The sequence below is a fragment of the Mycobacterium ahvazicum genome (assembly GCF_900176255.2).
Lineage (GTDB): Bacteria > Actinomycetota > Actinomycetes > Mycobacteriales > Mycobacteriaceae > Mycobacterium > Mycobacterium ahvazicum.
In genome coordinates this window covers 565,097-588,081 of the sequence record NZ_FXEG02000003.1, presented here as the reverse complement: position 1 = coordinate 588,081, position 22,985 = coordinate 565,097, and the positions used below count along the sequence as shown (strand labels likewise).

Annotated in this window: 22 protein-coding genes and 1 pseudogene; 8 read left to right on the top strand and 15 right to left on the bottom strand. The window is 64.7% G+C overall.

The window, feature by feature from the left end; all coding sequences use genetic code 11:
- Positions 1-121 precede the first annotated feature (121 nt).
- The 7 genes from MAAFP003_RS15455 (at position 122) to MAAFP003_RS15425 (ending at position 4,997) form a co-directional block, all read left to right on the top strand.
- Positions 122-646 carry an OsmC family protein gene (locus MAAFP003_RS15455; protein ID WP_096288290.1) on the top strand — a complete coding sequence of 175 codons (525 nt, stop codon included), beginning with the start codon at positions 122-124 and terminating at the stop codon, positions 644-646.
- A 17-nt stretch (positions 647-663) separates the two neighbouring features.
- Positions 664-1,140 carry a cyanase gene (gene cynS / locus MAAFP003_RS15450; protein ID WP_096288288.1) on the top strand — a complete coding sequence of 159 codons (477 nt, stop codon included), beginning with the start codon at positions 664-666 and terminating at the stop codon, positions 1,138-1,140.
- Entirely contained in the window at positions 1,137-2,204 is a 1,068-nt protein-coding gene (locus MAAFP003_RS15445; protein WP_096288286.1) for an acyl-CoA dehydrogenase family protein, read from the top strand. The genes cynS and MAAFP003_RS15445 overlap by 4 nt, the downstream gene beginning before the upstream one ends.
- Before the next feature lie 10 nt (positions 2,205-2,214).
- Complete coding sequence (locus MAAFP003_RS15440; protein WP_096288284.1) at positions 2,215-2,829, top strand: RNA polymerase sigma factor; 615 nt, start codon at positions 2,215-2,217, stop codon at positions 2,827-2,829.
- Complete coding sequence (locus MAAFP003_RS15435; RefSeq protein ID WP_096288282.1) at positions 2,826-3,095, top strand: hypothetical protein; 270 nt, start codon at positions 2,826-2,828, stop codon at positions 3,093-3,095. The genes MAAFP003_RS15440 and MAAFP003_RS15435 overlap by 4 nt, the downstream gene beginning before the upstream one ends.
- Complete coding sequence (locus MAAFP003_RS15430) at positions 3,092-4,006, top strand: formate/nitrite transporter family protein (RefSeq protein WP_096288280.1); 915 nt, start codon at positions 3,092-3,094, stop codon at positions 4,004-4,006. The genes MAAFP003_RS15435 and MAAFP003_RS15430 overlap by 4 nt, the downstream gene beginning before the upstream one ends.
- A gap of 97 nt (positions 4,007-4,103) precedes the next feature.
- Positions 4,104-4,997 carry a universal stress protein gene (locus MAAFP003_RS15425; RefSeq protein ID WP_096288278.1) on the top strand — a complete coding sequence of 298 codons (894 nt, stop codon included), beginning with the start codon at positions 4,104-4,106 and terminating at the stop codon, positions 4,995-4,997.
- Here the strand turns inward: MAAFP003_RS15425 and mhpA are convergent.
- The 3 genes from mhpA to MAAFP003_RS15410 are packed head-to-tail and all read right to left on the bottom strand — an operon-like array spanning position 4,969 to position 8,590.
- Positions 4,969-6,528, bottom strand: a complete 1,560-nt coding sequence (gene mhpA / locus MAAFP003_RS15420) for a bifunctional 3-(3-hydroxy-phenyl)propionate/3-hydroxycinnamic acid hydroxylase MhpA (RefSeq protein WP_423790899.1) — start codon at positions 6,526-6,528, stop codon at positions 4,969-4,971. The two genes, MAAFP003_RS15425 and mhpA, sit on opposite strands and share 29 nt — an antisense overlap.
- Positions 6,525-7,460 carry a fumarylacetoacetate hydrolase family protein gene (locus tag MAAFP003_RS15415; RefSeq protein ID WP_096288274.1) on the bottom strand — a complete coding sequence of 312 codons (936 nt, stop codon included), beginning with the start codon at positions 7,458-7,460 and terminating at the stop codon, positions 6,525-6,527. The genes mhpA and MAAFP003_RS15415 overlap by 4 nt, the downstream gene beginning before the upstream one ends.
- Entirely contained in the window at positions 7,457-8,590 is a 1,134-nt protein-coding gene (locus MAAFP003_RS15410; protein WP_096288272.1) for a VOC family protein, read from the bottom strand. The genes MAAFP003_RS15415 and MAAFP003_RS15410 overlap by 4 nt, the downstream gene beginning before the upstream one ends.
- Positions 8,591-8,672: 82 nt before the next feature.
- Here MAAFP003_RS15410 and MAAFP003_RS15405 point away from each other — a divergent pair, with 82 nt between their 5' ends.
- The gene (locus MAAFP003_RS15405) at positions 8,673-9,323 is read left to right on the top strand and encodes a TetR/AcrR family transcriptional regulator (RefSeq protein ID WP_096288270.1); all 651 of its coding nucleotides are present in this window, start codon (positions 8,673-8,675) and stop codon (positions 9,321-9,323) included.
- 47 nt (positions 9,324-9,370) lie between these two features.
- Here MAAFP003_RS15405 and MAAFP003_RS15400 read toward each other — a convergent pair whose 3' ends face one another.
- The 12 genes and pseudogenes from MAAFP003_RS15400 to MAAFP003_RS15345 all read right to left on the bottom strand — a co-directional run bounded on the left by MAAFP003_RS15400 (position 9,371) and on the right by MAAFP003_RS15345 (position 22,975).
- A complete protein-coding gene (locus tag MAAFP003_RS15400) occupies positions 9,371-10,699 on the bottom strand; it encodes an acyltransferase family protein (RefSeq protein WP_096288268.1) in 1,329 nt (442 codons plus the stop codon).
- A gap of 108 nt (positions 10,700-10,807) precedes the next feature.
- Entirely contained in the window at positions 10,808-11,320 is a 513-nt protein-coding gene (locus tag MAAFP003_RS15395; protein ID WP_096288266.1) for a type II toxin-antitoxin system Phd/YefM family antitoxin, read from the bottom strand.
- A 239-nt stretch (positions 11,321-11,559) separates the two neighbouring features.
- Positions 11,560-13,110 carry an MCE family protein gene (locus tag MAAFP003_RS15390; protein ID WP_096288264.1) on the bottom strand — a complete coding sequence of 517 codons (1,551 nt, stop codon included), beginning with the start codon at positions 13,108-13,110 and terminating at the stop codon, positions 11,560-11,562.
- A complete protein-coding gene (locus MAAFP003_RS15385; protein WP_096288262.1) occupies positions 13,104-14,270 on the bottom strand; it encodes a virulence factor Mce family protein in 1,167 nt (388 codons plus the stop codon). Before MAAFP003_RS15385 ends, MAAFP003_RS15390 begins: the two co-directional genes overlap by 7 nt.
- A gap of 14 nt (positions 14,271-14,284) precedes the next feature.
- On the bottom strand, positions 14,285-15,859 hold the full coding sequence (locus tag MAAFP003_RS15380; RefSeq protein ID WP_096288260.1) for a virulence factor Mce family protein: 1,575 nt from the start codon (positions 15,857-15,859) through the stop codon (positions 14,285-14,287).
- Positions 15,856-17,405, bottom strand: a pseudogene (locus MAAFP003_RS15375) (virulence factor Mce family protein). The gene MAAFP003_RS15380 and the pseudogene MAAFP003_RS15375 overlap by 4 nt, the downstream one beginning before the upstream one ends.
- Complete coding sequence (locus MAAFP003_RS15370; RefSeq protein ID WP_096288258.1) at positions 17,402-18,442, bottom strand: virulence factor Mce family protein; 1,041 nt, start codon at positions 18,440-18,442, stop codon at positions 17,402-17,404. The pseudogene MAAFP003_RS15375 and the gene MAAFP003_RS15370 overlap by 4 nt, the downstream one beginning before the upstream one ends.
- Complete coding sequence (locus MAAFP003_RS15365; protein WP_096288256.1) at positions 18,439-19,755, bottom strand: MCE family protein; 1,317 nt, start codon at positions 19,753-19,755, stop codon at positions 18,439-18,441. The genes MAAFP003_RS15370 and MAAFP003_RS15365 overlap by 4 nt, the downstream gene beginning before the upstream one ends.
- Before the next feature lie 6 nt (positions 19,756-19,761).
- On the bottom strand, positions 19,762-20,625 hold the full coding sequence (locus tag MAAFP003_RS15360; RefSeq protein ID WP_096288254.1) for an ABC transporter permease: 864 nt from the start codon (positions 20,623-20,625) through the stop codon (positions 19,762-19,764).
- A 1-nt stretch (position 20,626) separates the two neighbouring features.
- Positions 20,627-21,340 (bottom strand): MlaE family ABC transporter permease, encoded by a 714-nt coding sequence (locus tag MAAFP003_RS15355; protein WP_423790918.1) that lies wholly within the window; start codon positions 21,338-21,340, stop codon positions 20,627-20,629.
- Between the two features lie 550 nt (positions 21,341-21,890).
- Positions 21,891-22,562, bottom strand: coding sequence for a TetR/AcrR family transcriptional regulator (locus MAAFP003_RS15350; RefSeq protein WP_096288252.1), 672 nt, complete (start codon positions 22,560-22,562; stop codon positions 21,891-21,893).
- A gap of 98 nt (positions 22,563-22,660) precedes the next feature.
- Positions 22,661-22,975 carry a hypothetical protein gene (locus MAAFP003_RS15345; protein ID WP_096288250.1) on the bottom strand — a complete coding sequence of 105 codons (315 nt, stop codon included), beginning with the start codon at positions 22,973-22,975 and terminating at the stop codon, positions 22,661-22,663.
- Between the last annotated feature and the right edge of the window lie 10 nt (positions 22,976-22,985).

The window sequence follows — 22,985 nt, the reverse complement described above, 5'->3', positions numbered from 1 at the left end:
GTTGCGTTTCGGGCATGTGATCTTTCGTGTCGGCTCTGTAAACCAATCCGGTCGACCGTCACGCACGGGTGTCGCGCGAGCACTAACGCCGTGAAGATCGAAAACTACAAGGAGAAACTTTATGACCGACGCGCTCGTCATCGACGCTGCAGGGCTCGACCGGCTGTCCTGTAATGCCAAGGAAAACCCCACCACCGGAAAGAAGACACTGAAGGCTAAAACTGTTTGTGAGGCCGGGTTTCGCAACATGACCTATGTGCGCGACCTCACACCAATGCTCGTCGGGGAACCGCCAGCACTGCTCGGTGACGACTCCGCACCCAATCCCTCCGAAACCGCTTTGGCCGCCTTGGGATCCTGCATCTCGGTGGGCATGCTGGCCAATGCCACGCACCGCGGTGTGCGACTGACCAAGATCGAAGTTGAGATGGAAGGCGACATCGACATCTCGGCGGTGTGGGGAGTCGGTGACACCCCGGACGGAAAGGTTCTCGGCTTCACCGCGGTGCGCTGCAAGGTGTCGTTGGCCGGAGATACCGACGACGAGACGCTCAAGCAGATCCACGACAACGCCATCGCCTGGTCGCCCGTGGTGAACACGTTCCGCCGCCCGGCAAGCGTCGACTCGACCCTAGTCATCGACTAGTCCGCAAGGAGCCGACCGTGACACATAGATTGACCAAGACGGACCTCGGCGAGGTCATCAGGTTGACTCGGTTCAAGCGCGGGCTGAGTTGGACGAAGATCGCCGAGGCGATCGGCAAGGACCGGGTGTGGACTGTTGCGGCGCTGCTTGGACAACATCCCCTCTCGGCGCAGGATGCCTCGACGGTGGCGTCGCTTCTCGACCTCGATGAGGAGGCGGTCGCCGTCTTGCAGCTGGCGCCGTACCGGGGAAGCGGCGACGTGCCCGCGTACGATCCGACGATTTACCGATTCCTCGAAGCGCTGTCCGTGTACGGGCCCGCGCTCAAGGAGTTGATTCACGAGGAGTTCGGCGACGGGATCATGAGCGCCATCAACTTTCAGTTGGATGTGCAACGCCGTCCCGACCCGGCAGGCGACCGGGTGATCGTGACGTTTGACGGCAAATTCCTTGACTACAGCTGGAGACACACCGAACAGGAGGCACTGGCGTGACCGCAACCGTGGACGCCGCAGTCCAGCGGCTCGATCCGGAGCTGCTGGAAGACATTCGTGCCCACGCCGGCGCGCTGGACCGCGGCGAGGAGACCGCTCGCCGCAGCTTCACTCGGCTCGGTGCCGCCGGCCTGCTCGGCCTCGGCGCCCCGGGGAACAACGATGGACAGCTCCCGCAGATGGCCGATGTGATCGGCGGTATCTCCGCCGAGTGCATGAGCACGGGATTCTCCGTGTGGGCCAACCGGATGGCCGTGGAGTATTTACTCACGGCTGCAACGCCATTCGGCCGCACGGCGGCCGAGTCGCTGCTTTCCGGAACCACGCTGGGTGTGAGCGGAATGGCGTCGGCTTTCAAGGAGGCAGCCGGCTGCGGCAGCCTGGAGCTGACCGCCGCTCCGGTCGACGGAGGCTATCGGCTGAGCGGTTCGCTGCGGTGGGCCAGCAACCTCTATCCCGACTCGACGATGATCACCGCGGCGCGCAGCGACGCGGGCGAGAAGCTGATCGTCGCGCTTCGGCTGGACACCCCGGGCGTTGTGATCGGCGATCACTTCAACCTGTTGGCCATGGGAAGCACCGCCTCGTCGTACCTGAAGTTGGAAAACGCCTACGTCAATGCGGAACAGGTGCTGTCCAACGACTTTGACGCATTTCTGCAGGCGGTGCGACCGACTTTCCTGGTCCTGCAGTCGGCCATGTGTCTGGGGTTGACCAGGACCACCGTCGAGCAGAGCAAGCAGGCGCTCACCGGGGTCAACGCGGTGTTCACCGCCGAAGTCGACGCGATCGCGGACAAGCTTGGCGCGGCACAGGCGACATTGGCCAATCTGGCCGGCGCTGTCGGCGGGCCGAAGTCACCGACGAAGAAGCAGCTGCTGTCGTTGCGCCTCGCCGCCGCTGAATTATCAAGTGCTAGTGCTGATTTAGAAATCCGGACAGCCGGCGGCAAGGGGTACGCGAGCCGGACTTCGGCCAGTCGGCGCTACCGGGAGGCGGCGTTCATTCCGGTGCAGTCGCCCTCGGAAGCGCAACTGCGCTGGGAACTAGGAAGATGCGCTTGAGTTCGGGCCGATGGTGACTCCGGTGGCGGTGCCACCGGAGGGCACTCAGCATCTGGTCGGCGGGATTCCGCTGGCCACTTTGGTTCGCGACTTTCATCGGCCGATGGTGAATTTCGCTCGCACGATGGTGGATTCGGCGACGGTAGCCGAAGAAGCGGTGCAGGAGGCATGGGTCCAGGTCTTGCAGTCGTCGGCGTCTTTCGAAGGCCGCTCCTCGGTAGGCACCTGGCTGTTCGGAATCGTCAAGAACACCGCCTCGCGGCATCGGCGTCGCGAATCGCGGATCCGCGACTACGAGGTACTGTCCGACGCGGACGCCGATCCGCTGTCGGGCCGCATGCATCTCGCCGGCCACGGCGATGCCGGGCATTGGAGTCTTCCGCCGTCGCGGCGCTTTCTTCCCGAGGACCGCACCGTGGCCCAAGAACTGATCGGCTACCTGCGAGCGGCCCTGGCCGCATTGCCGGAACGGCAGCGGCAGCTCATTATCCTGCGCGACCTTGTCGGCACCTCGAGCGAAGAGGCGGCGACGCTTCTTGACCTGTCCGCTGAGGCGCAGCGCGCGCTGCTGTATCGCGCCCGGGGAAACCTCCGCAACGAACTGGAGAAGCGGTACTGCCAATGACCATCTACGACAACACCGTTCCCGCGATCGACTGCGTCGATTTCGTCCGGCTGGTCGACGATCTCGTCGACTCGGATCCAGACCAGTGGGGTCCGATCGTCGCCAAACATCTCGAGGACTGCCCGCCATGCCTGGTCTATCTGCAACAAATGCTCGACCTCAAGATTCTGCTCAACCACGTCTTTGAGGGGGAGAAGCTCAGCGACGAGCACATCGCGGGGGTCCTCAATGGACTCAACAACTTCAAGGAAGGCGATCAAGGATGACGATCGAAGCGCAGGCACCGCAACGAGAATTACAAGTACCGATGCAGCGCACATTGGCCGGCTCGACTTCTGGTGCCGCCATCGGCCGGCTGGGCGACGACCCGTTCGAGCCGCTCAGCGTCGGTGCCATGGTGGAACGGGTCGCCGCCATGGCCGTGGAAAAGGCGGCACATCCCTGGGCGTTCTTCGTGCGGTCCCTGGTCGGCGGCGTGTTCGTGGCGTTCGGGGTATTGCTGGCATTGGTGGTGAGCACCGGCGTCAAGACGCCGGGCATCGGGAGCCTGCTGATGGGCTTGGCGTTCGGCATGTCCTTCGTACTGATTCTGGTATCGGGGATGTCGCTGATCACTGCGGACATGGCCGCGGGATTCCTCGCGGTGCTCAAACGCAGCATGCGGTTGCGAACTTACGTGTTCCTGGTATCGGTCGGCCTGGTCGGCAACATCGCCGGCGCATTGGTATTCGTCACGGTCTGTGGCGGGGCCGGCGGCCCGTACCTGGGCGCGTTCGCCGAGCGGGCGGCTACCGTCGGTGCGCTGAAAGCCGGCCAGCCGTTCTGGACGGCGTTCCTGCTGGCGGTGGCGTGCACCTGGTTCCTGCAGACCGCGATGTGCATGTACTTCAAGGCGCGCAGCGACATCGCACGAATGGCGTTTGCGTTCTACGGCCCCTTCGCCTTCGTGATCGGCGGCACCCAACACGTGATCGCCAATGTCGGCTTTCTCGGCTTTCCGTTGCTGCTCAACCTTTTCCACCCCGCGGCACCGCGTGGCGGGATCAGCTGGGGCTTCGGTGACGACGGGCTGCTCACCGACATCTGCATCACCACCGTGGGAAACCTGGTCGGCGGGACGCTGTTCGTGGCCCTGCCGTTTTGGGGCATCGCGCGCCTGCAACGGCGCCAGATCTAGAGCGCGAAGGTCCTGAAGTCCCGGTGGTTGGGGACCAAAGCCTCACGACCGACCCCCAGCGGGTCAATAGCGTTACTCCTGACGAAAGGAGTACGAAATGTCGGCACCTGTCAAAACACTCGGTATCGTCGTTGCGGTCGATGGCTCACCCGCATCGGACACCGCCGTTGTCTGGGCGGCCCGCGACGCGGCGATGCACAACATTCCGCTGACCCTTTTCCACGCGGTGGTGACTCCCACCACGACCTGGCCGCCGGTTCCCTATCCCGACTCGCTGTTGGTCAAGCTGGAAGATGATTGCCGCCAGCAACTCGCTCACGCATTCAAGTTGGCCGAGGAAGCAATGCCGGCAGGCCGTAAGGTCACCATTACCAAGGAGTTCGTCTACTCGACTCCGGCGCTGGCCCTGATCAAGATGTCCGACGACGCCGAGATGATCGTCGTCGGCAGCTCGGGTCGCGGGCTGCTGGCGCGCGGTGTGCTCGGTTCGGTCAGTTCAACCGTGGTGCGCCACGCTAAGTGCCCGGTCGCGGTCATCCGTGACGAAGACGTGCCGGACCCGCAGCGCGGCCCGGTTCTGGTGGGCATCGACGGTTCACCGGCGTCGGAACTCGCAACGGCGATCGCGTTCGATCAAGCGTCTCATCGGGGAGTCGATCTGGTGGCGCTGCATGCATGGAGTGATGTCGCAATCCTCGAACTTCCAGCATTCGACTGGGAGTCGGTCGAGGCCGAGGCCGAGCGCAGCCTCACCGAAAGGCTGGCCGGTTGGCACGAACAGTATCCCGATGTCACCGTGCGCCGTCTCCTGGCTCGGGACCTGCCGGCCCAACAGATCATTCAACAGACGAAGTCTCTGGAAGCGCAGCTGGTGGTGGTGGGCAGTCACGGCCGCGGTGGTCTCACCGGCCTGATCCTGGGATCGGTCAGCAATACCGTCCTGCATTCGGTGTTGGTGCCGGTCATCGTTGCGCGGCCGACGCAGGTGTAGGACCGAATCGGCCATTCACGACGTCACATGCCCATGCGCACAGTGCGCAGACGTCGCGCCCCGCGCGCATGACCGTCCGATCCGGGCGGATGAGCGCGGCGGTGGCGTGGCCCTCGCGCAGCCAACGCGCCAGCTCGTCGCCTGGCTGGGCAACCAGCACGATGAAGCCGCGCCGCGCCAGCGCGGCTTCATCGGCGGCACTCGGGCTGCGGGTGGTGATCAGGCCGAAGCCGCTTCCCAACACCTCGTCGAGCCGCTGATCACCGCCCAGCTGCGGGTTCGGGCACAGCGTGCCGGCGAGGTGGCCGGGCCGGCGTGATCTGCCCACCAGCGCGGAAGAAGACAGTGCCGGTGTGGTGGAGTCCACCACCTTGTCGCGCAGGCCAGGGATCAGCCGCAGCCGGGGCAGCACCACGCGGCGTAACGCGTCGCCCACCCGGGCGCCGCCGGTCATCGCACGACCGACGTTGAGCGCCAAGCGAATCAGGCTTCGGGTGTGCGGTTTACGTTCCTGCTCATAGGTGTCCAGAACGGCAGGAGCAAGATTGCCATGGTGTACCCCGGCGATCTTCCAGGCGAGATTCATCGCGTCGCGTACCCCGGCTCCCATGCCTTGGCCGATAAACGGGGGAGTGAGGTGCGCCGCGTCACCGAGGATGAAGATGTTGCCCCGGCGCCAGCGCTCGGCGATCTGGGCGCGAAACGTGTACTCCGCGACGCGCAGCAGCGTCAGCTGGTGGTCCTCGACACCGGCGGTCCAAGGTGTGATCAACGGCCGCAAGGCAGTCAAAGTGCCGAATTCGTCCGCACTTTCGTCGTCGAGCAACCGAAACTCCCAGCGGTAGCGTGACGCTCCGATGCGCATGTAGGTGCCCGCGCGCGCCGGATCGCACACCTGGTGCACGCCTTCCCACTGGTGCAGGTCGGTGTCGGTGGCGACGTCGACCACCAGCCAGCGCTGTTCAAAGTTCAAATCCTTGATCGCTGAGCCTATTTGGGCGCGCACCAGGCTGTTGGCTCCGTCGCAGCCCAGCAGGTAGTCGGCATCGACCTGGTGCACGGTGCCGTCGGTGCGGTCGGTGAAGGTGACGCGCACGTATTCGCCGGTGTCGGTCACATCGGTAACCTCGGCGTCGCCGCGCAGTTGAGCCTGCGGGCGTCGCTTGAGGTTTGACCGCAGTAGTGCCTCCAACTCCGGTTGGTCGAACATGTTGGCCTGCGGAAATCCATTGCGGCTGCGGGCGGTGTCGCGAGTGAACTCGGCGAGGACGCGAAGACGACGGTCGAGCAATCGCAAGCCCAGCGTCGGCCGGGAAATGGCGGCGAATTCGTCGGCGATGCCGAGCCGGGCGATAATCCGGTAAATCTCGTCGTCCAGATGGACGGCGCGCGGTTGTTGATAGACGCCGCGCCAGCGATCGAGGATCAGGTTGTCGACGCCGTACTGAGCCAACAATGTGGCGGCGGTGATGCCGGTAGGTCCGGCGCCGACGATCACGACGGGAACGCGCCGAATTGCCTTAGTGCTCAATCGAATCGGACTGTGTTGCGCTGCGCCCCGAGGTCGATGGCTCCGTCATCGGTGGCGACCGACGCCTCGACGACGTCCCCGTGTCGCAGATAATTCGGGTTGCCGGCCTGACGACTGAAGAACACCTTCCACTTGAGGGAGGTCGGCAGCAGGTTCCCGATCATCGCCAGCGGCTTGGGTGGAGCGCTGAGCGCGGTGCCGGCCGGGGTGCCGGTGAGCACCAAGTCGCCGGGGGCGAGTTCCTGGAACTGGGTGAGTGACTGCAGAGCTTGCAGCGGCCGATACAACATATCCCCGTCTACCAGCGCGTTCTGCCGTTCGACGCCGTTGACGCTCAGACGCAGCCGCAGATCGCCGAAGCGGGCGAGCTCGTCGGCCGTCAGCAACACCAGCTCCGGTCCCACCGGGGTGAACGTCGGATACGACTTGGCCTCGTAGAACTGGGTTTGCGGAAGCTGGACGTCACGCGCCGAAACATCGTTGGTGACCACCAATCCGGCGATGAACTCGGCCAAGTTCGCCTCGGAAATGGTGGTGCCGACCGGGATTGCGCGCCCGATCACCAACCCGATTTCCACCTCGTAGTCGAGCAACTGAACGTGCGGCGGTTTGACGATCTCGTCGAACGGACCGGTGATCGATGCCGAGGCCTTGCGAAAGAACGTCAGCGGAACCGATGCTGGGTCCATGCCCGCGTCCCTGACGTGCGACTCGAAGTTGGTCATTTGAGCCACTACTCGGCACGGCCGGGTCACCGGCGAGAGCAACGGGAGGTCGGCCACCGAGACGGTGTCGGTGTGCGCGGCGGCTTCGATCGCCGCTCGATCCGCCAGCAGCGCGCCGGTCGTGGTCGCCGCGGTGTCGATCTTGGCCGCACCCGTCCCGGTTTTGAGCCACCAGGCTTCGGCAGTACGCAGGACGGAAACGGTCATGATGTGGGTACTTTCAGTAGGCCGATGAGGCGGCTGATGTCGAACTCGTTGCGGGCACGCAGCGCGGTGATTATCGAAACCAGTTCGTGGCGAGCCGATTTCAGATCAGTTCCTAAAAAGTCTCTGGTCGCTGCCGGTCCCCACTGGGCCAAGCCGGACGCGCGAAACGGTGCCCAGCCGGGTTCGACGGTGTTGTCGAACAGGTCTCCGTCGGCGAAGTGCTCGACCAGAAATCCGTCGGGATCGCGCCAATAGTCGAAGATCTGGCTGCCCTGGATGTGCCTGCCGATTCCCCACGACCGAAAGTAGCCACGCTCGTGCAAGTATTCGCCGCCCGCGGCCAGGGCATCGAGATCGCTGACCTGATAAGCGGAATGGACGTAGCGGTTCGCCGGACCCAGAGCCAGCGCCAGCGTGTGGTGATCGGCGGGGGTCGCTCCTCGATCGCACCGGATGAAGCTCATGGTCGGTCCGCGCTCGCGCTGACCCGGAAAGAACAGGAAGTCGCTGACGACCATCCCCAGATTGTCCAGATACCAGTTCAGAGTTTCGACGTACTTCGTGGTCTGCAGCACCAGGTGACCCAGCCGTTGCACTCGGGCGGGCACCCGTGCCGGGCGCTGGCCGGCGTTGATCCGCTGCGGGTGGTCTCCGAAGTTGAACGTGTGAGGCTGCTGACTCGGCAGTTCCGGCAGCTCGTGCGTGCCGGCGACCACCCGGACCGGCATGCCGCCGGGGTCGACCAGGTCGACCGTCACGCCGCCGAGGGAATCCGGCAGCGGCCGCGCGCGGGTGCCGCACGCGTCGGCCAGGCGCAACACGTCGGCCTCGTCGCCGGCCCGAAAGGCCGCGCCGGTGAACCGGGTTCGGGGACCGCGCCGCACGATCACACAGGGTGCACCCGTCCGGGTCCCACGGAGCTGGATTTCGTCCGGGCTGCGCTGTGCCGTGTGAAACCCGAAGTCTCGCGCGAATGCCTCGGCGCGGAGCAGTTCCGGCTTCTCGAACTCGAGCCATGCGATGTCGACGACCTTGATCACCGGGTTCCGGGACCGGCCGCTCGGTTCACCCGGGAGTGCGCCCTGCTCGCTGTGCAGATCCCGGTGCGTGGTGCTGGCTTGAGTAAACATAACTGACGAAATCGTCACATACGAGACAATGCTCAGTCAAGGTATCTGACGAAATCCTCAAAAGTGATGCATACTTTGTGAGATGAGCGCGATGCCGGAGGAGGCCGCTCCGCCCAATCGGCTGGAGCGGCGCAAGCAGCGCACCCGGGCGGCGCTGATCCAGGCGGCGCAGCGATTGATCGCCGAGGGCAAGCTCAACGTGCCGGTGCTCGAGATCACCCAGGCCGCCGACGTCGGAATGGGTTCCTTTTACAACCACTTCGGCACCAAGGAGGAGTTGTTCGAGGCCGCGGTCGCCGACGTGCTCGATGCCCACGGGGCGATGCTGGACCGGCTGACCGAATCGATCGACGATCCGGCGGAAATCTTCGCCGCCAGTTTCCGGCTGACCGGTCGGCTATTTCGTCAACGACCCCAGGAGAGCGAGATTCTGCTCGCGCATGGGCCCGCGTTGCTATCGTCCGACCGCGGCCTGGCTCCCCGGGCGCTGCGCGATATCAAGGCCGGCGTCGATGCGGGCAGGTTCGACGTCGACGACCCGGAACTCGCCCTCGCCATGGCCGGCGGTGCACTGCTCGGGCTCGGAAAGCTACTGCGCGACGACCCGGGCCGCGATGACGCGCGTGCGGCCGACACCGTCACCGAAAATGTGCTGCGCCTGTTCGGGTTGGGGGCCGACGAGGCCCGCGACGTTTGTCGGCGTCCGCTGCCCGACGCGTTCAGCCAAGGCTAGGTCAGCCATAAATCGGCGTCACGTCGACGAGTGATCGTCGCCGGCGCTCAACCTGTCGTCGTCGCGGGCGCCGCGGGTCGCGGGCTGACCTGTTTGGGACGAAGCGCCACCAGGAGCGTGCCGACCGCGAAGACCCCGACCGTAACCCGGGCAAAGTGCTCGTCCGGGGCGAACCCGTCGGCGGCGACGAACTCGAGGCCATATGCCGCGAGCACGGCTCCCAGCACCATGACCGGTTCGGCCCAGCGCTGCGGCAGTGGAATTCCGAGCAGGGGGAGTGGAGCGGCGAACAGGCGCCGTCCCCACCACAACAGCATCATCTCGACCGCCGTCACGAGTCCCAGGATGGCAACCCATTGCAGCCGGCCCAGCCACCACTGCGCCGTGCCCTCCGCGGGTTGCATCAGCAAGCCGGCCGGGTAACAGACGAGGGCCACGATCACGACGGGAATCATGTGCCACAGATAGAGGGCCATCACGTTGTTGTTGCCGACGGCGAGCACTCGCCGGATCGCGCCCGCGCGCAGGATGCGATTGAGCGCCGGGGCGGCCGCCATCGCGATTCCGGCCTGCGCACAGCCGAATGCGAGCATGGCGACCGTCGGGGGTGAGGTGTTCTGCACGGCCTGGCCGGGAACGCCGATCATGCTGACCGGATAGCGCGCCAGCCAGATCAGGAGTGCGAGTGCGATAGCAGATCCGGTGGCGAGCAGCAGGGGCCTACGGCCGGCCAACAGCCCACCATGCCAAGCGATGCCGAGCTGATACAGAGTTCCCCAACAGAACAAGTAGTTCAGCCAGCCGAGGTCGTGCAACGGCCCCCGCTTCAACGTGGTGTCCACCACGGTGACCGCCACGGCGACCACTACCGGCACCCACAGCCCCCAACGGCGTTGTGCGGCAATCGCAATCGGAGTCAGCGAAACCACCAAGACGTAAACGGCGAGGAACCACAAGTGCATCGCCACCGCCCAGCCCGCATATTCCAGTAGCGAGCCGCCGACACCGTAGGCCGCGGCAGCCACCACGATCGCCGAGACCAGCGCGACGTAAACGACGGTCGGGCCCAGAACCCGCGCGAGCCGGCGCCGAAGCCAGGCCTGGCGCGACACCCCGCCGCTTTCGCGGTGATGCGTCCAGGACACCGCACCCGCATAACCGGCCACCAGGAAGAACACCGGGACCGCCTGAAACGGCCAGGTCAGCCACTGTGTCCAGGGCATGTCGACGAGCGGATTCTGCCGTCCGAATTGACCGTCATGGTAGGTCACGGATCCGGCCAGCCAGTGTCCCAGCACGATCAGGATCACGCCCGAGACGCGGTAGTAATCCACTGCCAGATTGCGGTCCGGACGCGGGGTGTCTGCCTGGTCCATCAGGTCGCGCGAAGCTCGAGCGGATACACAGCGCCACGGTACCCGTTCGCGGTCAAGCCGCATCGGAGATCAGCTGGTGGAAATTATGTGGTTGCGGCGCGCCGATTTTCACAGCGCGTGGTGCAGCTCCAGCGATTCGGCGGTGTCGCCATCGGCTGACACGATCTGGGCAACCAGCTTGCCACCCCGGACCACCTCGATCGTCTGCCCAGCGGCAACCCTGTCGAAATAACGCCCCGCGCGCTTTCGCAGTTCGCCGAGTTCGATCCGTCGGCCAGCGTCCGCCGTGGTCGGGATCATCCTCGAATCACCCGCCGGCACGATCCGCGCCAGCAACCTGCCGCCTCGGACGACACAAATCGTCTCCCCGCCGGCGACCCGATCGAGGCACCGCCCGGCGCGCGTTCGCAGTTCGTCCAGCCCGACCCAGCCGCCGGCGTCCGGTGCCACGACCGTGGCAGAGCGTGCGGGAATCGGAGCCACCCGCCAGTCGCCGACTGGCACGATCCGGGCCACCACCTTGCCGCGACGGACGACGTCGATAGTCTCCCCGGCGGCTACCTGCTCCAGATACGCACACGCGTTGCTCCGGAGTTGGCCTAGGCCAATCACTTCCCGCATTTCGCTCCGATCTCGGTCTGCATCCGCGGTGCGTTGCGCCGGGCTGGGCGCAAAGCCGCGACACGCTCCGATTGACGGAGCCGACCGTCGACCGCCAGTATATGACTGTACGTGCGGTCAGTGTCAACGATTCTGCCGTACTCGGCGCTGAATTGAGGAAACCAGCACGACGACGTTGAGGGCTGGACGATTGTTCTTGAAAAGCGCTGTGAATAAGGGAGATTGACGCAACATGGGGCTCAGCCGGGTGGTGCGAGCATGTCCTTCCAGCCGTCGTCTCCCGTTTTGGCCGAATTTTGGACGGAGTATTTGACACCGTCGGGTCCCACCAGTTCACCGCTTTGTGGGCTGTAGACGGCCGGGGGAGGGGCGCCGGGAGTGTAGACGCAGGGATTCGGCTGTTGCCCATTGCATTGCACGGTCCCCGATCCCGGCCGCTGCAGGACATCGCTGATCGGAGGCGGTGTTCCCGCTACCCGGTCGGAAGGCGCCGGGTTGAGGCCGTTGTCGATCGACGGCGCGGGCATCACCTGGCCGGGTTTCACCGGCTGGTCGCAGCGCGCCGCGGGCGCCGGGCAGGTCAGGATTTGGTTCGGGTCGCCGTACCAGGGGTTGGTTCCCGCCGGAACGTAGGGTTTGGGGTCGCGGCACTCCCGGGGGGTCGCGGCGCGCTTGCCGGGGACGTCGACACACGGGAGGTTGCGTGCTCCGCGAACGGCGTTGGCCGGAGCGTCCTGCGGGATCTTGCAATACGTTCCGGATGGCATCGGCGCCAGGCTGGTATCGGCCGGCGACCGCCACTGCGATGCCGGGAGAAAGCCGGTCAGGCACGGCGGGGGGTGGTTGATCGTCAGCGAGGTGCCCAGCGCGGCGTAGCCCGGGAAAGGCGTCGTCACCGTCTGGCCTTCCGCTGCGCCCTGGGGATATGCGACCAGCAGTTGCTCGACGCCTTTGTGGTAGCGCTTGAGCATGTCCCACACGATCTCGAGATTCGCCAGTGTCTGCGGCAGCGACTCCCTTACGTCGTTGAAGACCGCATCGACCTGATCGGCGGTCGGCGCGGCGTGGGTCAAAATGCTTTGCACCCGCTGGTCGTTTTCCGCGCTCTGGGCGGCCAGGATGTCCAGATTGTGCGACCAGCGCCGGATCGAGTCACCCGAATCGACCTGGCTGTCGATGATCGGCCCGGAGTTTTCAATGATGTCGTCGACGTCGCCGAGGTTGGTCTTGAAGTCGCCGGCGATCGCCTGCGTCGCATCGACCAGGCGTTGCAGCGCGGGGCCCAAACCTCCTACCGCTTGCGCTGTTTCGTCAAGCAGGGCGGCGATTTTCTCCTTGGGCAGGGCGGCCAGCCCGCGGTTCGCCGCGTCCACCGCCGGCCCGATCTCGGTGGGCACGGTGCCCTTGGTAACCGTCTGTCCCGGCGCGAAGTACGTGCCCGGGTTGCCCGACGACACCAGATCCAGATACTGCTCACCGACCGCCGACACCGAATGTACGTTCGCCGACGCGTCAATCGGGATCTTGTAGCTGTCGGCGATACTCATGGTCACTCGCGCGCCCGTCTCGGTCGGTTCGACCGCGGTCACGGTGCCGATGGTTTCACCGCGGTAAGTCACGTTGGCGGTCTTGTACAGACCGCCCGATGCCGGCAGGTCCGCCTTCAGCGTGTACCGGCCAATCCCCGCCGCGGTGGGAATCTGCAAGTAGTACCACCCCAAGGCAATTGCCGTGATCACGCTGAGAATGCTGAAGATGATCAACTGGCGCCAGATGAAGCGCGTCAACATTGCCTATCCGCCCTTTCGACCAGCGGACCGCCCGGGGCATCGTTGGGGTTCGGCGTGTATCGGACGTCGGGGATCATCGTTTCGGGGTCACGGCCCCACGACTGCTCGAGCGCGCGCAGCCCTCCGGAGAAACCGGTCCCGGTGAGGATTGCGTTGTCGACCGAGCTGAGGGTCAGGTCGAGCGTCAGCGAAAGGTTGAAGTAGTCGCCGCGGAACGACTTCGGCACGGCGTCGACGTCGAAGGGCCGCACGAGGATCAGCTTGAGGGCGCGGATCAGATACGGCGAGGCCCGGCCGAGTTCGCGCAACGGGCATTGCAGCGACAGCAGGTCGGAATGCAGGTCGCTTCGCGAGCCGGAAAGATATTGGTCGGCAACTGCGCTCAGCCGTCCTGTCGAGTCGACCGCATCAACCAGAAGTTTCTGCTTGTCGGCGAAATGCTTTAACAGCGGCGGGAACTCGGTGAGGACCCGATCCAAGACATCCGAGCGCGAGCTCACGTACGCCAACAATCGGTCGGTGGAATCGATCGCTGCAGTGATGTCCTCGCGTTGCTCGTCGAGTCGGGCGGTGAAGGTGTCGAGCTTGCCCAGGAAGGAGTGGATCTGCTCGGCCCGCCCATTGAGGATGTTGTAGACCTCGTTCTGCAGCACTTCGAGGTTCGGGATACCCCCGCCGCGCAGGATCAGCGCCAGACTGGCCAGGGTCTGCTCGGTCGTGGGGTAGGCGAACGAATTCTTCAGCGGGATGGTGTCGCCGTCCCTGAGCGGCTCTGCGGACGGGTTGGGCGGGGAGGTCAGCTCAATATGTTGAGAACCCAGGAGACTTGTCTGCCCGATCTTGGCGGTGGCGTTCTTGGGCAACTTGACGTTCTTGTCCAGACGCAGCGTCAGCGTGGCGACCCAATTCTTCAGCTGGATCGCGCGCACCGTGCCGACAAAGACGTCGGCCACCCGAACCCGGCTATTGTCGTTCAGCGCCAGCGTGTCGGGCATCTGGACGTAGACGGTGTAGGAGCCGGGCCCGCTCCCCGGGCCCCCGGGCATCGGGATATTCGCGATTCCGTGCCACTTCGAGCACGACGTCAGCGTCACTGCGGCCGCGAGCAGAGCTAGCCCCTGCCACGCGCGGTGGCGACTGCGAGAAGCCCACGTGCGCAACGTGGTTGAGCCTCTCACGAGCCCGGTCCCGTCGACGCGGCGGCCTGCGCGGGCGGTGGTGGTCCAGCTGGAGTCGGTGCGACCGGTCCCGGGATCACACCCGGTGCCGGGGGCGGTGGCGGAATCGGCACCTGGGGCAGGCCGATAACAGGCGCGACTGGGTTCTCGTCGTAAGCATTCGGCGGTCCGGGCGGCGTCTGCAGCCCTGACGCCGGCGGTGCGATGTCGGGGCCGCCCATCAGTTCGGCCAGCGATTCGGGGGTCAACAGGCCCCCGGTGATCGGGCCCACCTGGACGCCCTGCATCCCGGGCGCGACAACCCAACCGGGCTGGGTGTTGCGGTGCGACAACGGCGTATCGGGCACCCAGACCCCCGGAACGGTGGTGTCCTTGTACCCGTTGGGCGGCTGCAACCGCGGCTCGGAGTAAGCGACCTCCTTAGGCAGCGTCTCGGCGGTGCTGAACAGGTTCAACCCGAATGGCAGGTAGTTGAACTTGATCGCGTCGAGAATCGGCGCCAGGTACTGCGCACACAATTCGGCGGAATCTTGATAACCGAGCCTGCTGCCGGCCTGAATCATGCTGCACACGAACTGCATTGGATTCGCGAAGTTCGGTATCGCCGGGATCGACATGACCGCACCGTGCGCCGGGTGGTAAATCTGGCTGAGGTTGGTCTCCAGCGTCGGCAGCACATGCAGCGCGGTCTCCAAACCATTCAGCGGCTCGGGTTGTACCAGCGTGGTGGTCAAGTTGGCGAGGTTGGCGATATCGTGCGCGAACACGCCACGGTTCTTGGCCAAAAACGGGCGCAGTGTCGAGAGCAGGCTGTCGAATTGCTGTATCGCCGTGGCAAGGTCGCCGTCAGACCCGGTCAACCTGTCGGTGAATTGAGCTAGGTTACGATTCAACGCGACGAATTGTTGGTCGTCTTTGTGCAAGGCGTTGACGAACAAAGCCAGGCTGTGCACCACCGCGAAGAAATTGCCACGGCCCTGATTCAGCGCGGTGAGTGCCCGCGACAGGCTGTCCAGCGTGGCGTTGATCTGCTTGCCCTTGCCGGCCAGTCCGTCCGCGTAAGACTCGATGAGGTCACCGAAGGGGCCCTTGGGCTGCTCGGGGGTCGGGCCGAGTTTGTTGATGGTGTTGGCGACGCTCTCGCGCAGTTCATCGAACTCCGTTGGCACCTGGGTACGCTCGATCGGGATGACGGCGTTGTCGGTCATCACCGGGCCGCCCTTATACGGTGGCTCTAATTGAATACTCCGCGATGCCACCAGGGTTGGGTTCACGACCACGGCGGACGCGTTGGCGGGCACCTTGTATTTGTTGTTGTAGTGAAACGTCACCTTCATCTTGCCGCCGGCCGGCTCGATCTTGTCGACTGAACCCACCCGAACGCCCATGATCTGGACCTTGTCCCCGGAATAGAGCGCGTTGGCGGCGGGGAGATAAGCGACCACGGTGTTGGTGGTCAACTTCTGGTAGAGCCGCCAGCCGGCGAGCCCCACAGCAATGGCCAGCACCAGTACCAATGCTCCGACGACGCTGCGGCGCCCAGGGCGGCGGAAATTAAAGATAGCGCTCAATTCTGGCTACCTCCCGTGATGCCGCTGCCTCCCGTGCCGCCGGGGTTGATGAACGGCGCCGGCAGCTGGGTCCCGGGTCCGGGCGGCGCGGGTGGCCCTGGCGGCAGACCCGGCGCCAACGTCGACGAGTGCGGGACGGGACCCGCGGGCTGCAGGTTCTCCGTGCGTGCGCCCGGCGGTGCCTGGGCGGGCAGGGGCGCCGGCGTGCCCGGCACGTCGGGCGGCGGTTCACCCGGACGCCCGGCGATCGCGATCCCCGGTGTCGGTGGCAGACCATTCGGGTTTGGCGGTGAGGTCTGCACGTCGATCGGTGCCGGGAAGGCGCCGCCGAACGGCCCGGCGTCTATGCCCATGCAGGGCAGCGGGTTCCACGGCCGCGGGGGAGCACCGGGCGCCGGAACGTACGAACACGCCGTTCCCGGTGGGACGGCCGGACCCGGATGATCCGGGGTGCCTTCGGACACTGGGGGTGCGCACCGTTGGGCAACCGGGTGCCGTTGGGGTCGGGCCAGCGGAACGCGGGCAGGCCGGCGCTGCGCCAGAAGTCCTCCGGGTCGATCCCACGCTTCTTGAAGGCGGCATCGACAGACGGCTGCAGGACCCAGTACGGCAGCAGATTGGACAGGACGATCTTGAAGAACGGTCCGGATGCCACGGATTCGCCCAGCGATGCCGCGAATTGACTTACGTACGTGAGAGTTTGAGCCAAGTCGTCCTTGCGCGCCACCAGCACATCGCTGAGGGCACGCAACTGTTCGAGGACGCGATTCAGGTTCGGGTTGTCGTTGATGAATCCCTGCACCTGTGTCGAGAAAGCTGAAACATTTTGCAGCAGTGCGTCAATCGCCCTGCCGCGTTCGTTGAACGCGGCAAGCAGCGTCTTGGCGTTGACGAGCAGCCGGTTGATTTGCTCGCTGCGGTCACCGAGCACGCTGGCAACCTGGCTGGCCTGAGTGAGTAGGTGCTTGATCGCGTCGTCGCGCTTGCCGATGGTGTCGGAGAATTTGGTCAATCCGTCGAGGGCAGGGCTCAGGTGCGGATACGTCTGATCGATGGTCTGCGACAACACATTCAGCGATTGCTTGACCCTGTCGATGTCCCAGCCCGCGGCGGCCTTGTTGACATCGAAGACCGCGTCGTAGAGCTGGTAGGGGGTGGTGCTTTGACCCAGCGGCAACACGCCCCCAGGCCGCAACGTCTGGGCTCCCCGCGGCTCGATCTCGAGCACCTTCTTACCGAGGATGGTGTCGGTCTTGATCGCGAGCCTGCTCTCGGTGCCGATGGTGTTGGCGCCGATGGAGAACTTGATCACGACGTGGTCGCCGTCGATGTCGAGCCCCTCCACCGTGCCGACGTTCACACCGCTGATGCGCACCTTGTCGTTCTTGTTCAGTTGACCGGTATCGGTGAACTGCCCGTAGTAGCTGGGACTCGCGAACAGCATCGGGACACTGGTGAAGCTTTGGCCGACGGCGACGACGAGAGCGAGCACGGTGATGCCCATCAGCCCGACCCGGCCGCGGTTGAATTCCGTCAGTGTTCTCATTGCGGCGTGCACCTGCCCGTGGGCTGCTGCCAGAGCCGGACCGTGCGGACCGGGCCGCCGGGCTGCAGTCCGTTCCACTTGATCGTGAGGTCGCAGAGGTAGAAATTCACCCAGTCGCCGTAGAGTCCGATGCTGCGCCCGATCAGGTTGAGCGCTGTCGGAGTCTTGCGGATCAGGTCGTCGAGTTGATCGCTGCGGTCGATGAGCGGCTGCTGCAGCGCCTGCAGGTAGTTGATCTCCTTGTGCAGCAGAGCGCGGTCCTCGGCCAGCAGGTCGGCTACCGTTCCGGCGGCGTTGCTGATGTTCGCGGTGCCCGCGGCCAGTGGATCGGCGTGATTGGCCAGCCCCGTGATCAATTTCTCGAAATCGTCCACGGTCTGGTCGAATTCCCTGCGATGCCTGACCGTGGTGTCCAGCACGACGTTCAGGTTTTTGACTACCTCGCCGATTGCCTGGTCGCGTTCGGCCAGGTGCGCGGTCAGCCGTGCGGTCTGATCGAGGATGTCGTTGATCGTGCCGCCCTGCCCCTGAAACACAGTGATGATGGCCGACGCGATCGTGTTGACCTTTTCCGGATCGAGCGCCCGGAACAGCGGCTTGAAACCACCGATCAGGGCATCGAGATCCAGCGCCGGTGACGTTCGAGCCAGCGGGATGAACCCACCCGGCGGCAAGACCCGGTCGGCGCCCTCGCCTTCGCCGCGTTTGAGCTCCAAATAGCGGTCGGCGAACAGATTCAGATAGCGGATCTGCGCGGTCGTGGACTCATAAAGCGGTATCGAGCGATCGACGGTGAAGTCCACTCGCACTCGCGTGCCGCCTTGCACCAGCTGTACCTTTTCGACCTTGCCGATCTCGACCCCGGCCGCGCGGACGAACTGGCCGTCTTTCAGGCCGGTGGCATTGCTGAATTCCGCGGAATAGCTGTTGGTGCTGTTGAAGCGCATTTGACCGAACACCACAACGATCGACAGGGTGATCAGCAGCAGGACAAATGAGATGGTGCCGAGCTTGATGGCGGGTCCGGTGATTTTCATGGGTTGATCGTGTTGTCCCCGACCTGGCGGCCCCACACATACTCAATTGCGTACGGGGAGCCGGTTTCTAGATGGTTATACGGCGCGAGGCTGGCGCCGGTGTCCACCACCAAGGACGGTGCCGGCCACAGGTCATGGGTGATGGCCTGCCAGCACCCCGGAGCGCCCCCGGGACCGCCTCGAGCATTCACCCGCGGCAGATTGTCGGGATACACATAGGGATTCGGCGCCCCGCCCACCACACCGGCCAGCCCGAGGAGCCCCATGGTGGCCGCGGTGCCGGCCAGCCCGGGCAGGGTCAGCAGGCCTCCCAACCCTGACGTCAGCTCGGTCATGGTGTGCAGCGCGTAGCCGTTGCCGCCGCCCGTTGTCTCATAGGCGTGGGGTTCTTCGTCGTAGTAATTGCGGACGGTGCAGAAGATTTCGGGACTGTAGGTGTCGAGCAGCTGCGCGGTGGGCACCAGATCGGCGGTCCCGCGCTGCAGGTAGGGGCCGCCTCGCCGGACGATGTCCTCGCCCGTGTTGCCGAATCCCGCCGCCGCCAACAACGCAGCATCCAGGTCGGATTCCTGGCGGTGCAACGTACGCGCCGTTATCACGGAGTTGTTGAGGGCGTCGAACAGAGAGGGTGCCGCGTCGGCATACGTGTCGCCCAGTGCCGCCAGTTGCCGGATGTCGTGCCGGATCCGCGGCATCTGCGGATTGATGTCGTCGAGAATCGCGTTGGCGTTGACGATCGACTGCCCGAACTTGTCGCCCAACCCGGTGAATGCGGCTGCGGCCGCGGCCAGCGTCAGATTCACCTTGACCGGATCCACCTTCTCGGTGATCGAGTTGAGGGTCTCGAACAGCGTATTGAACTCCGTCGTCACCGATCTTGCATCGATGATTTGATTAGGTGTAATACGTTGTGGGGTAGGGTTTTTCGGCGAAGTAAGCGACACGTACTTGTTGCCGAACACCGTGGTGGCCTTGATATTGGCGTCCACATTCGCCGGAATGAGGTTGACGTACCTCGGATCGACATCCAAGACGAATTTGGCCGCCGGGACACCGTCACGTTCGATCTCCGAAATGCTGGACACCCGGCCGATTTCCGCGCCGTTGTAGGTGACCTTCGAACCCGGATCCATCACCAATCCGGACCGGGGCGCCAGCATCGTCAAGTTCGTCTTCGGCGTGAGCTCGCCCCGGAACTGCAACCACACGAGCGCCAGCACCAGCGCCGCGACCGCCAAGAACACCGCGGCCGCGGTCTTATACGGCGGGATACGCGGCTGATTCTCCTTGACTTTCGGGGCCGGGGCTGTCATTGGCGGCTACACGGTGAGGTTGAAGTTCGGGCTTTTGCCATAGACCGCCATGGCGGTCAGCACGACCACGACAACGATCGTGATCAACGACAGCCGCATCGACCGGCCGACCGCTTCACCGACGCCGACCGGGCCGCCGGTGGCGGTGTAACCGTAGTAGCAATGGGTGGTCATCACGACCACCGCAACCAGGATCACCTCCGCGAAAGACCACCCCACGTCGGTGAGGCGCAGGAATGTGTGGAAATAGTGGTTGTAGGTGCCGATGGACTGCCCGTAGAAGAACACCGTGGTGACCTGCTGGGACAGGAAGGCCATGGTCATCGCGAATCCGTAGAGCGGGACGATGACGACCAGACCCGCCATCACGCGGGTCGACGCCAGAAAGGCGACCGACCTGATCCCCATCACTTCCAGGGCGTCGATCTCCTCGCTGATGCGCATCGCGCCCAGTTCGGCGGTGGCCCCGGCACCGACCGTGGCGGCCAGCGCCTGACCGGCGGCGACCGGTGCGACAAACCGCACATTGACCAGTGCGGCCAGAAATCCGGTGAATGCCTCGACACCGATGTTTCCCAGCGTCGCGTAGCCCTGAATGGCGACCAGGGAGCCGGCGGACAGGGTGATGAAGCCGACGATGGCGGCCGTGCCGCCGACCACGGCCATGGCGCCGGTGCCCATCCCCATCTGGGCCACCATCCGCAGCAACTCCTTGCGGTAGTTGTGCAGTGCGTACGGGATCTGTGCGACCGCGCTCAGCGCGAACCAGACCATCTCTCCGATCTCGACCATCAGCCGCACCGGGATGTGCCGGTATCGAAGTAAGGCGGCCCGCGGGAAACGGATATGGGGCGCAGCGGCTGTCGTCATGTCAGCGCCCCGTTCCGAAGCGGACGCCGATGGTGGTCAGCGCGGCGTTAACCGCGAACAGCGCGATGAAACACAGCACCACCGTCTCGTTGACAGCAGTGCCGAGACCTTTGGATCCGCCGCGGACGATCAGTCCGCGATAACAGCCGACCAGTCCGGCGATCAGGCCGAACGTCGCGGCCTTGATGAACGCGATCACCACCTCGGGTAAGCCGGTGAGCGCTGTCAACGTCGAGAGGTAAGCCCCGCTCGAGACGTTTTGCAGGTACACGCTGAACAGGTAGCCGCCGCCCAGGCCTACGGCGACCACCAGGCCGTTGAGCAGCACCGCGACGATCGTCGAGGCGACCACGCGCGGCAGGACCAGCCGGTGGATCGGGTCGATGCCGAGCACCTCCAGCGCATCGATCTCCTCGCGGATGGTGCGCGCACCGAGGTCGGCACAGATGGCGGTGCCCCCGGCGCCGGCGACCACCAGCACCGTCACGATCGGGCCGAGCTGGGTGACTGCGCCGATCGCGGCACCGGCACCCGAGACGTCGGCGGCGCCGATCTCGGCGAGCAGGAGGTTGAGGGTGAAGATCAGCAACACGGTTTCCGGGATGGACACCGCGATGGTGGGCAGCAGCGATACCCGCATCAGGAACCAGCCGTTCCAGATGAACTCGCGCCATTCGAACGGCTGCTTGAGGGCCTTCGCGGTCAGCACGCACATCCGGAAGAACCCGCCGGCAACTTCTGTCCCCGGTCGGATCCTGGCGAGCACTCGGCCGCCTATCACGTTCGTCGTTGTCACCGGCGCGGCCTTCGACGTAACCACGCTCGGCGGATCGCGTCCCCAGCCGGTGTTCTCGTCGCCGTCGTCATATGCGCCCGCGATATAAGGTTGTCGCGAAAACTGGTCCGCCATATGAGATTTCAGATCCGGTCGGGACGACGGCGATTTCGGGCCTTTCCGCGCGGAGCCCCGGAGTCCGGGTTATCGCCCCCCGGATAACTATCGGCCGCGTTTGCTCCACGCAGCAACTATGGCACTAGACCGTACGGTCAGTCAATAAATTCGGACGACGTGGTCCGACCGTGCCAACCGCCCCGCGCCGGGCCATAGGCCGCGTGGGCGTCTTTGCCTGCCTGGCGGGCGCCGCAGCGTCGGATGCCCGCTGGAAACACCGCGCTCAACGGCGAACGGCCGCCGACGCCTCGGCGGTTCCAAATAATTTGATGCACCAATTCCCTTGGCGCGCAAAATAATCCGCGTTAGGCGGTCAAGTTGTCGCACTCGTTACTGCGGCAAGGCATTCGCGCACCACCGAGACGACGTTCGCCGACGGGTCCGCCCACTTGCTCAGCCCTAAGCGGTCGAGTAACAGCCCGCCGAGAAACACGTCGACAAAAGCGGCGCCGACTTGTTCCGGAGTTCGGGAATCGGCGGGATCAAACCAAACCCACATCCACTGCAATGACCCCCACAGTTGCAATGCCGCCAGCTCGACGTCCACGGTACGGAACACACCGCTCTCAATCCCGTTGCGGATCTCGTCAACGGCAAGAGCTTGTAGTTGCTGACGCAGCTTACGCACGTGCTGCATAGCCGGATCGTCGGACAACTGCACGACTTCACGCTGGCTTGCCACCGTCGCATTGCGGGCGATCACTTGCAACATGGCCGAGGCGTAGATGATCGCTGCGATGCGTTCGTGCGGCGTGTCCAGCCGATCCCATACCATCCCGAGCGCGTCGAGCTGCAGGCCCAGATGGGCCTCTTCCAATTCGCGCAACATCTGCGCTTTGGTTCCGAAGTGATGGACGATGGTGCCTTTAGACATGCCGAGCTCGTCGGCGATGTCACCCATATTCGTTCTGTCGTAACCGCGTTCGGCGACATAGCGGACAAACGCGTCGAGAATCTCGCTGCGTCTACCAGGCAATCGGGGCATCTTGAACCCTTCGGCTAACCGTACGAACGGTCTATCATAACCTCCGGGACATGAGAAGCCGCCCACCGGTCGAGCCGGCGTGGATCGTGTCCGGTAGTTCAGAGGGCCTTCAACGCCCGCGAGCCCGTCGCATCCGGTGCGGTGATCACGTGCGTGTTCGCACCGGGTGCTGACTTGATTTCGCCGGCGGTGTATATGGTCATGAGCTCTCTGCCATCGCTGTCCGCGATGCACACGTAGGTGTCGGTCTCGGGGTCGTAGTCGAAGCTGTCCCAAGCCAATACGAACGCCAAGCAATTGCCGTCACGATCTGTGACGACCAACTTGTGTACACCCGACTCTTTCAAGATCTTGGCGTCCTGCGCTCGCTGCTGAGGGGACCGATTGTGATGGACCGTTACGCTGTTCGACATTTGCGTACTC

Bases quoted from the DNA above. Each gene is read 5' to 3' on its own strand.
- MAAFP003_RS15455 (WP_096288290.1), top strand. From the start codon at position 122: ATGACCGACGCGCTCGTCATCGACGCTGCAGGGCTCGACCGGCTGTCC.
- MAAFP003_RS15440 (WP_096288284.1), top strand. From the start codon at position 2,215: ATGGTGACTCCGGTGGCGGTGCCACCGGAGGGCACTCAGCATCTGGTC.
- MAAFP003_RS15435 (WP_096288282.1), top strand. From the start codon at position 2,826: ATGACCATCTACGACAACACCGTTCCCGCGATCGACTGCGTCGATTTC.
- MAAFP003_RS15430 (WP_096288280.1), top strand. From the start codon at position 3,092: ATGACGATCGAAGCGCAGGCACCGCAACGAGAATTACAAGTACCGATG.
- MAAFP003_RS15425 (WP_096288278.1), top strand. From the start codon at position 4,104: ATGTCGGCACCTGTCAAAACACTCGGTATCGTCGTTGCGGTCGATGGC.
- MAAFP003_RS15415 (WP_096288274.1), bottom strand. From the start codon at position 7,460: ATGACCGTTTCCGTCCTGCGTACTGCCGAAGCCTGGTGGCTCAAAACC.
- MAAFP003_RS15410 (WP_096288272.1), bottom strand. From the start codon at position 8,590: ATGTTTACTCAAGCCAGCACCACGCACCGGGATCTGCACAGCGAGCAG.
- MAAFP003_RS15405 (WP_096288270.1), top strand. From the start codon at position 8,673: ATGAGCGCGATGCCGGAGGAGGCCGCTCCGCCCAATCGGCTGGAGCGG.
- MAAFP003_RS15400 (WP_096288268.1), bottom strand. From the start codon at position 10,699: ATGGACCAGGCAGACACCCCGCGTCCGGACCGCAATCTGGCAGTGGAT.
- MAAFP003_RS15395 (WP_096288266.1), bottom strand. From the start codon at position 11,320: ATGCGGGAAGTGATTGGCCTAGGCCAACTCCGGAGCAACGCGTGTGCG.
- MAAFP003_RS15390 (WP_096288264.1), bottom strand. From the start codon at position 13,110: ATGTTGACGCGCTTCATCTGGCGCCAGTTGATCATCTTCAGCATTCTC.
- MAAFP003_RS15370 (WP_096288258.1), bottom strand. From the start codon at position 18,442: ATGAAAATCACCGGACCCGCCATCAAGCTCGGCACCATCTCATTTGTC.
- MAAFP003_RS15365 (WP_096288256.1), bottom strand. From the start codon at position 19,755: ATGACAGCCCCGGCCCCGAAAGTCAAGGAGAATCAGCCGCGTATCCCG.
- MAAFP003_RS15360 (WP_096288254.1), bottom strand. From the start codon at position 20,625: ATGACGACAGCCGCTGCGCCCCATATCCGTTTCCCGCGGGCCGCCTTA.
- MAAFP003_RS15355 (WP_423790918.1), bottom strand. From the start codon at position 21,340: ATGTGCGTGCTGACCGCGAAGGCCCTCAAGCAGCCGTTCGAATGGCGC.
- MAAFP003_RS15350 (WP_096288252.1), bottom strand. From the start codon at position 22,562: ATGCCCCGATTGCCTGGTAGACGCAGCGAGATTCTCGACGCGTTTGTC.
- MAAFP003_RS15345 (WP_096288250.1), bottom strand. From the start codon at position 22,975: ATGTCGAACAGCGTAACGGTCCATCACAATCGGTCCCCTCAGCAGCGA.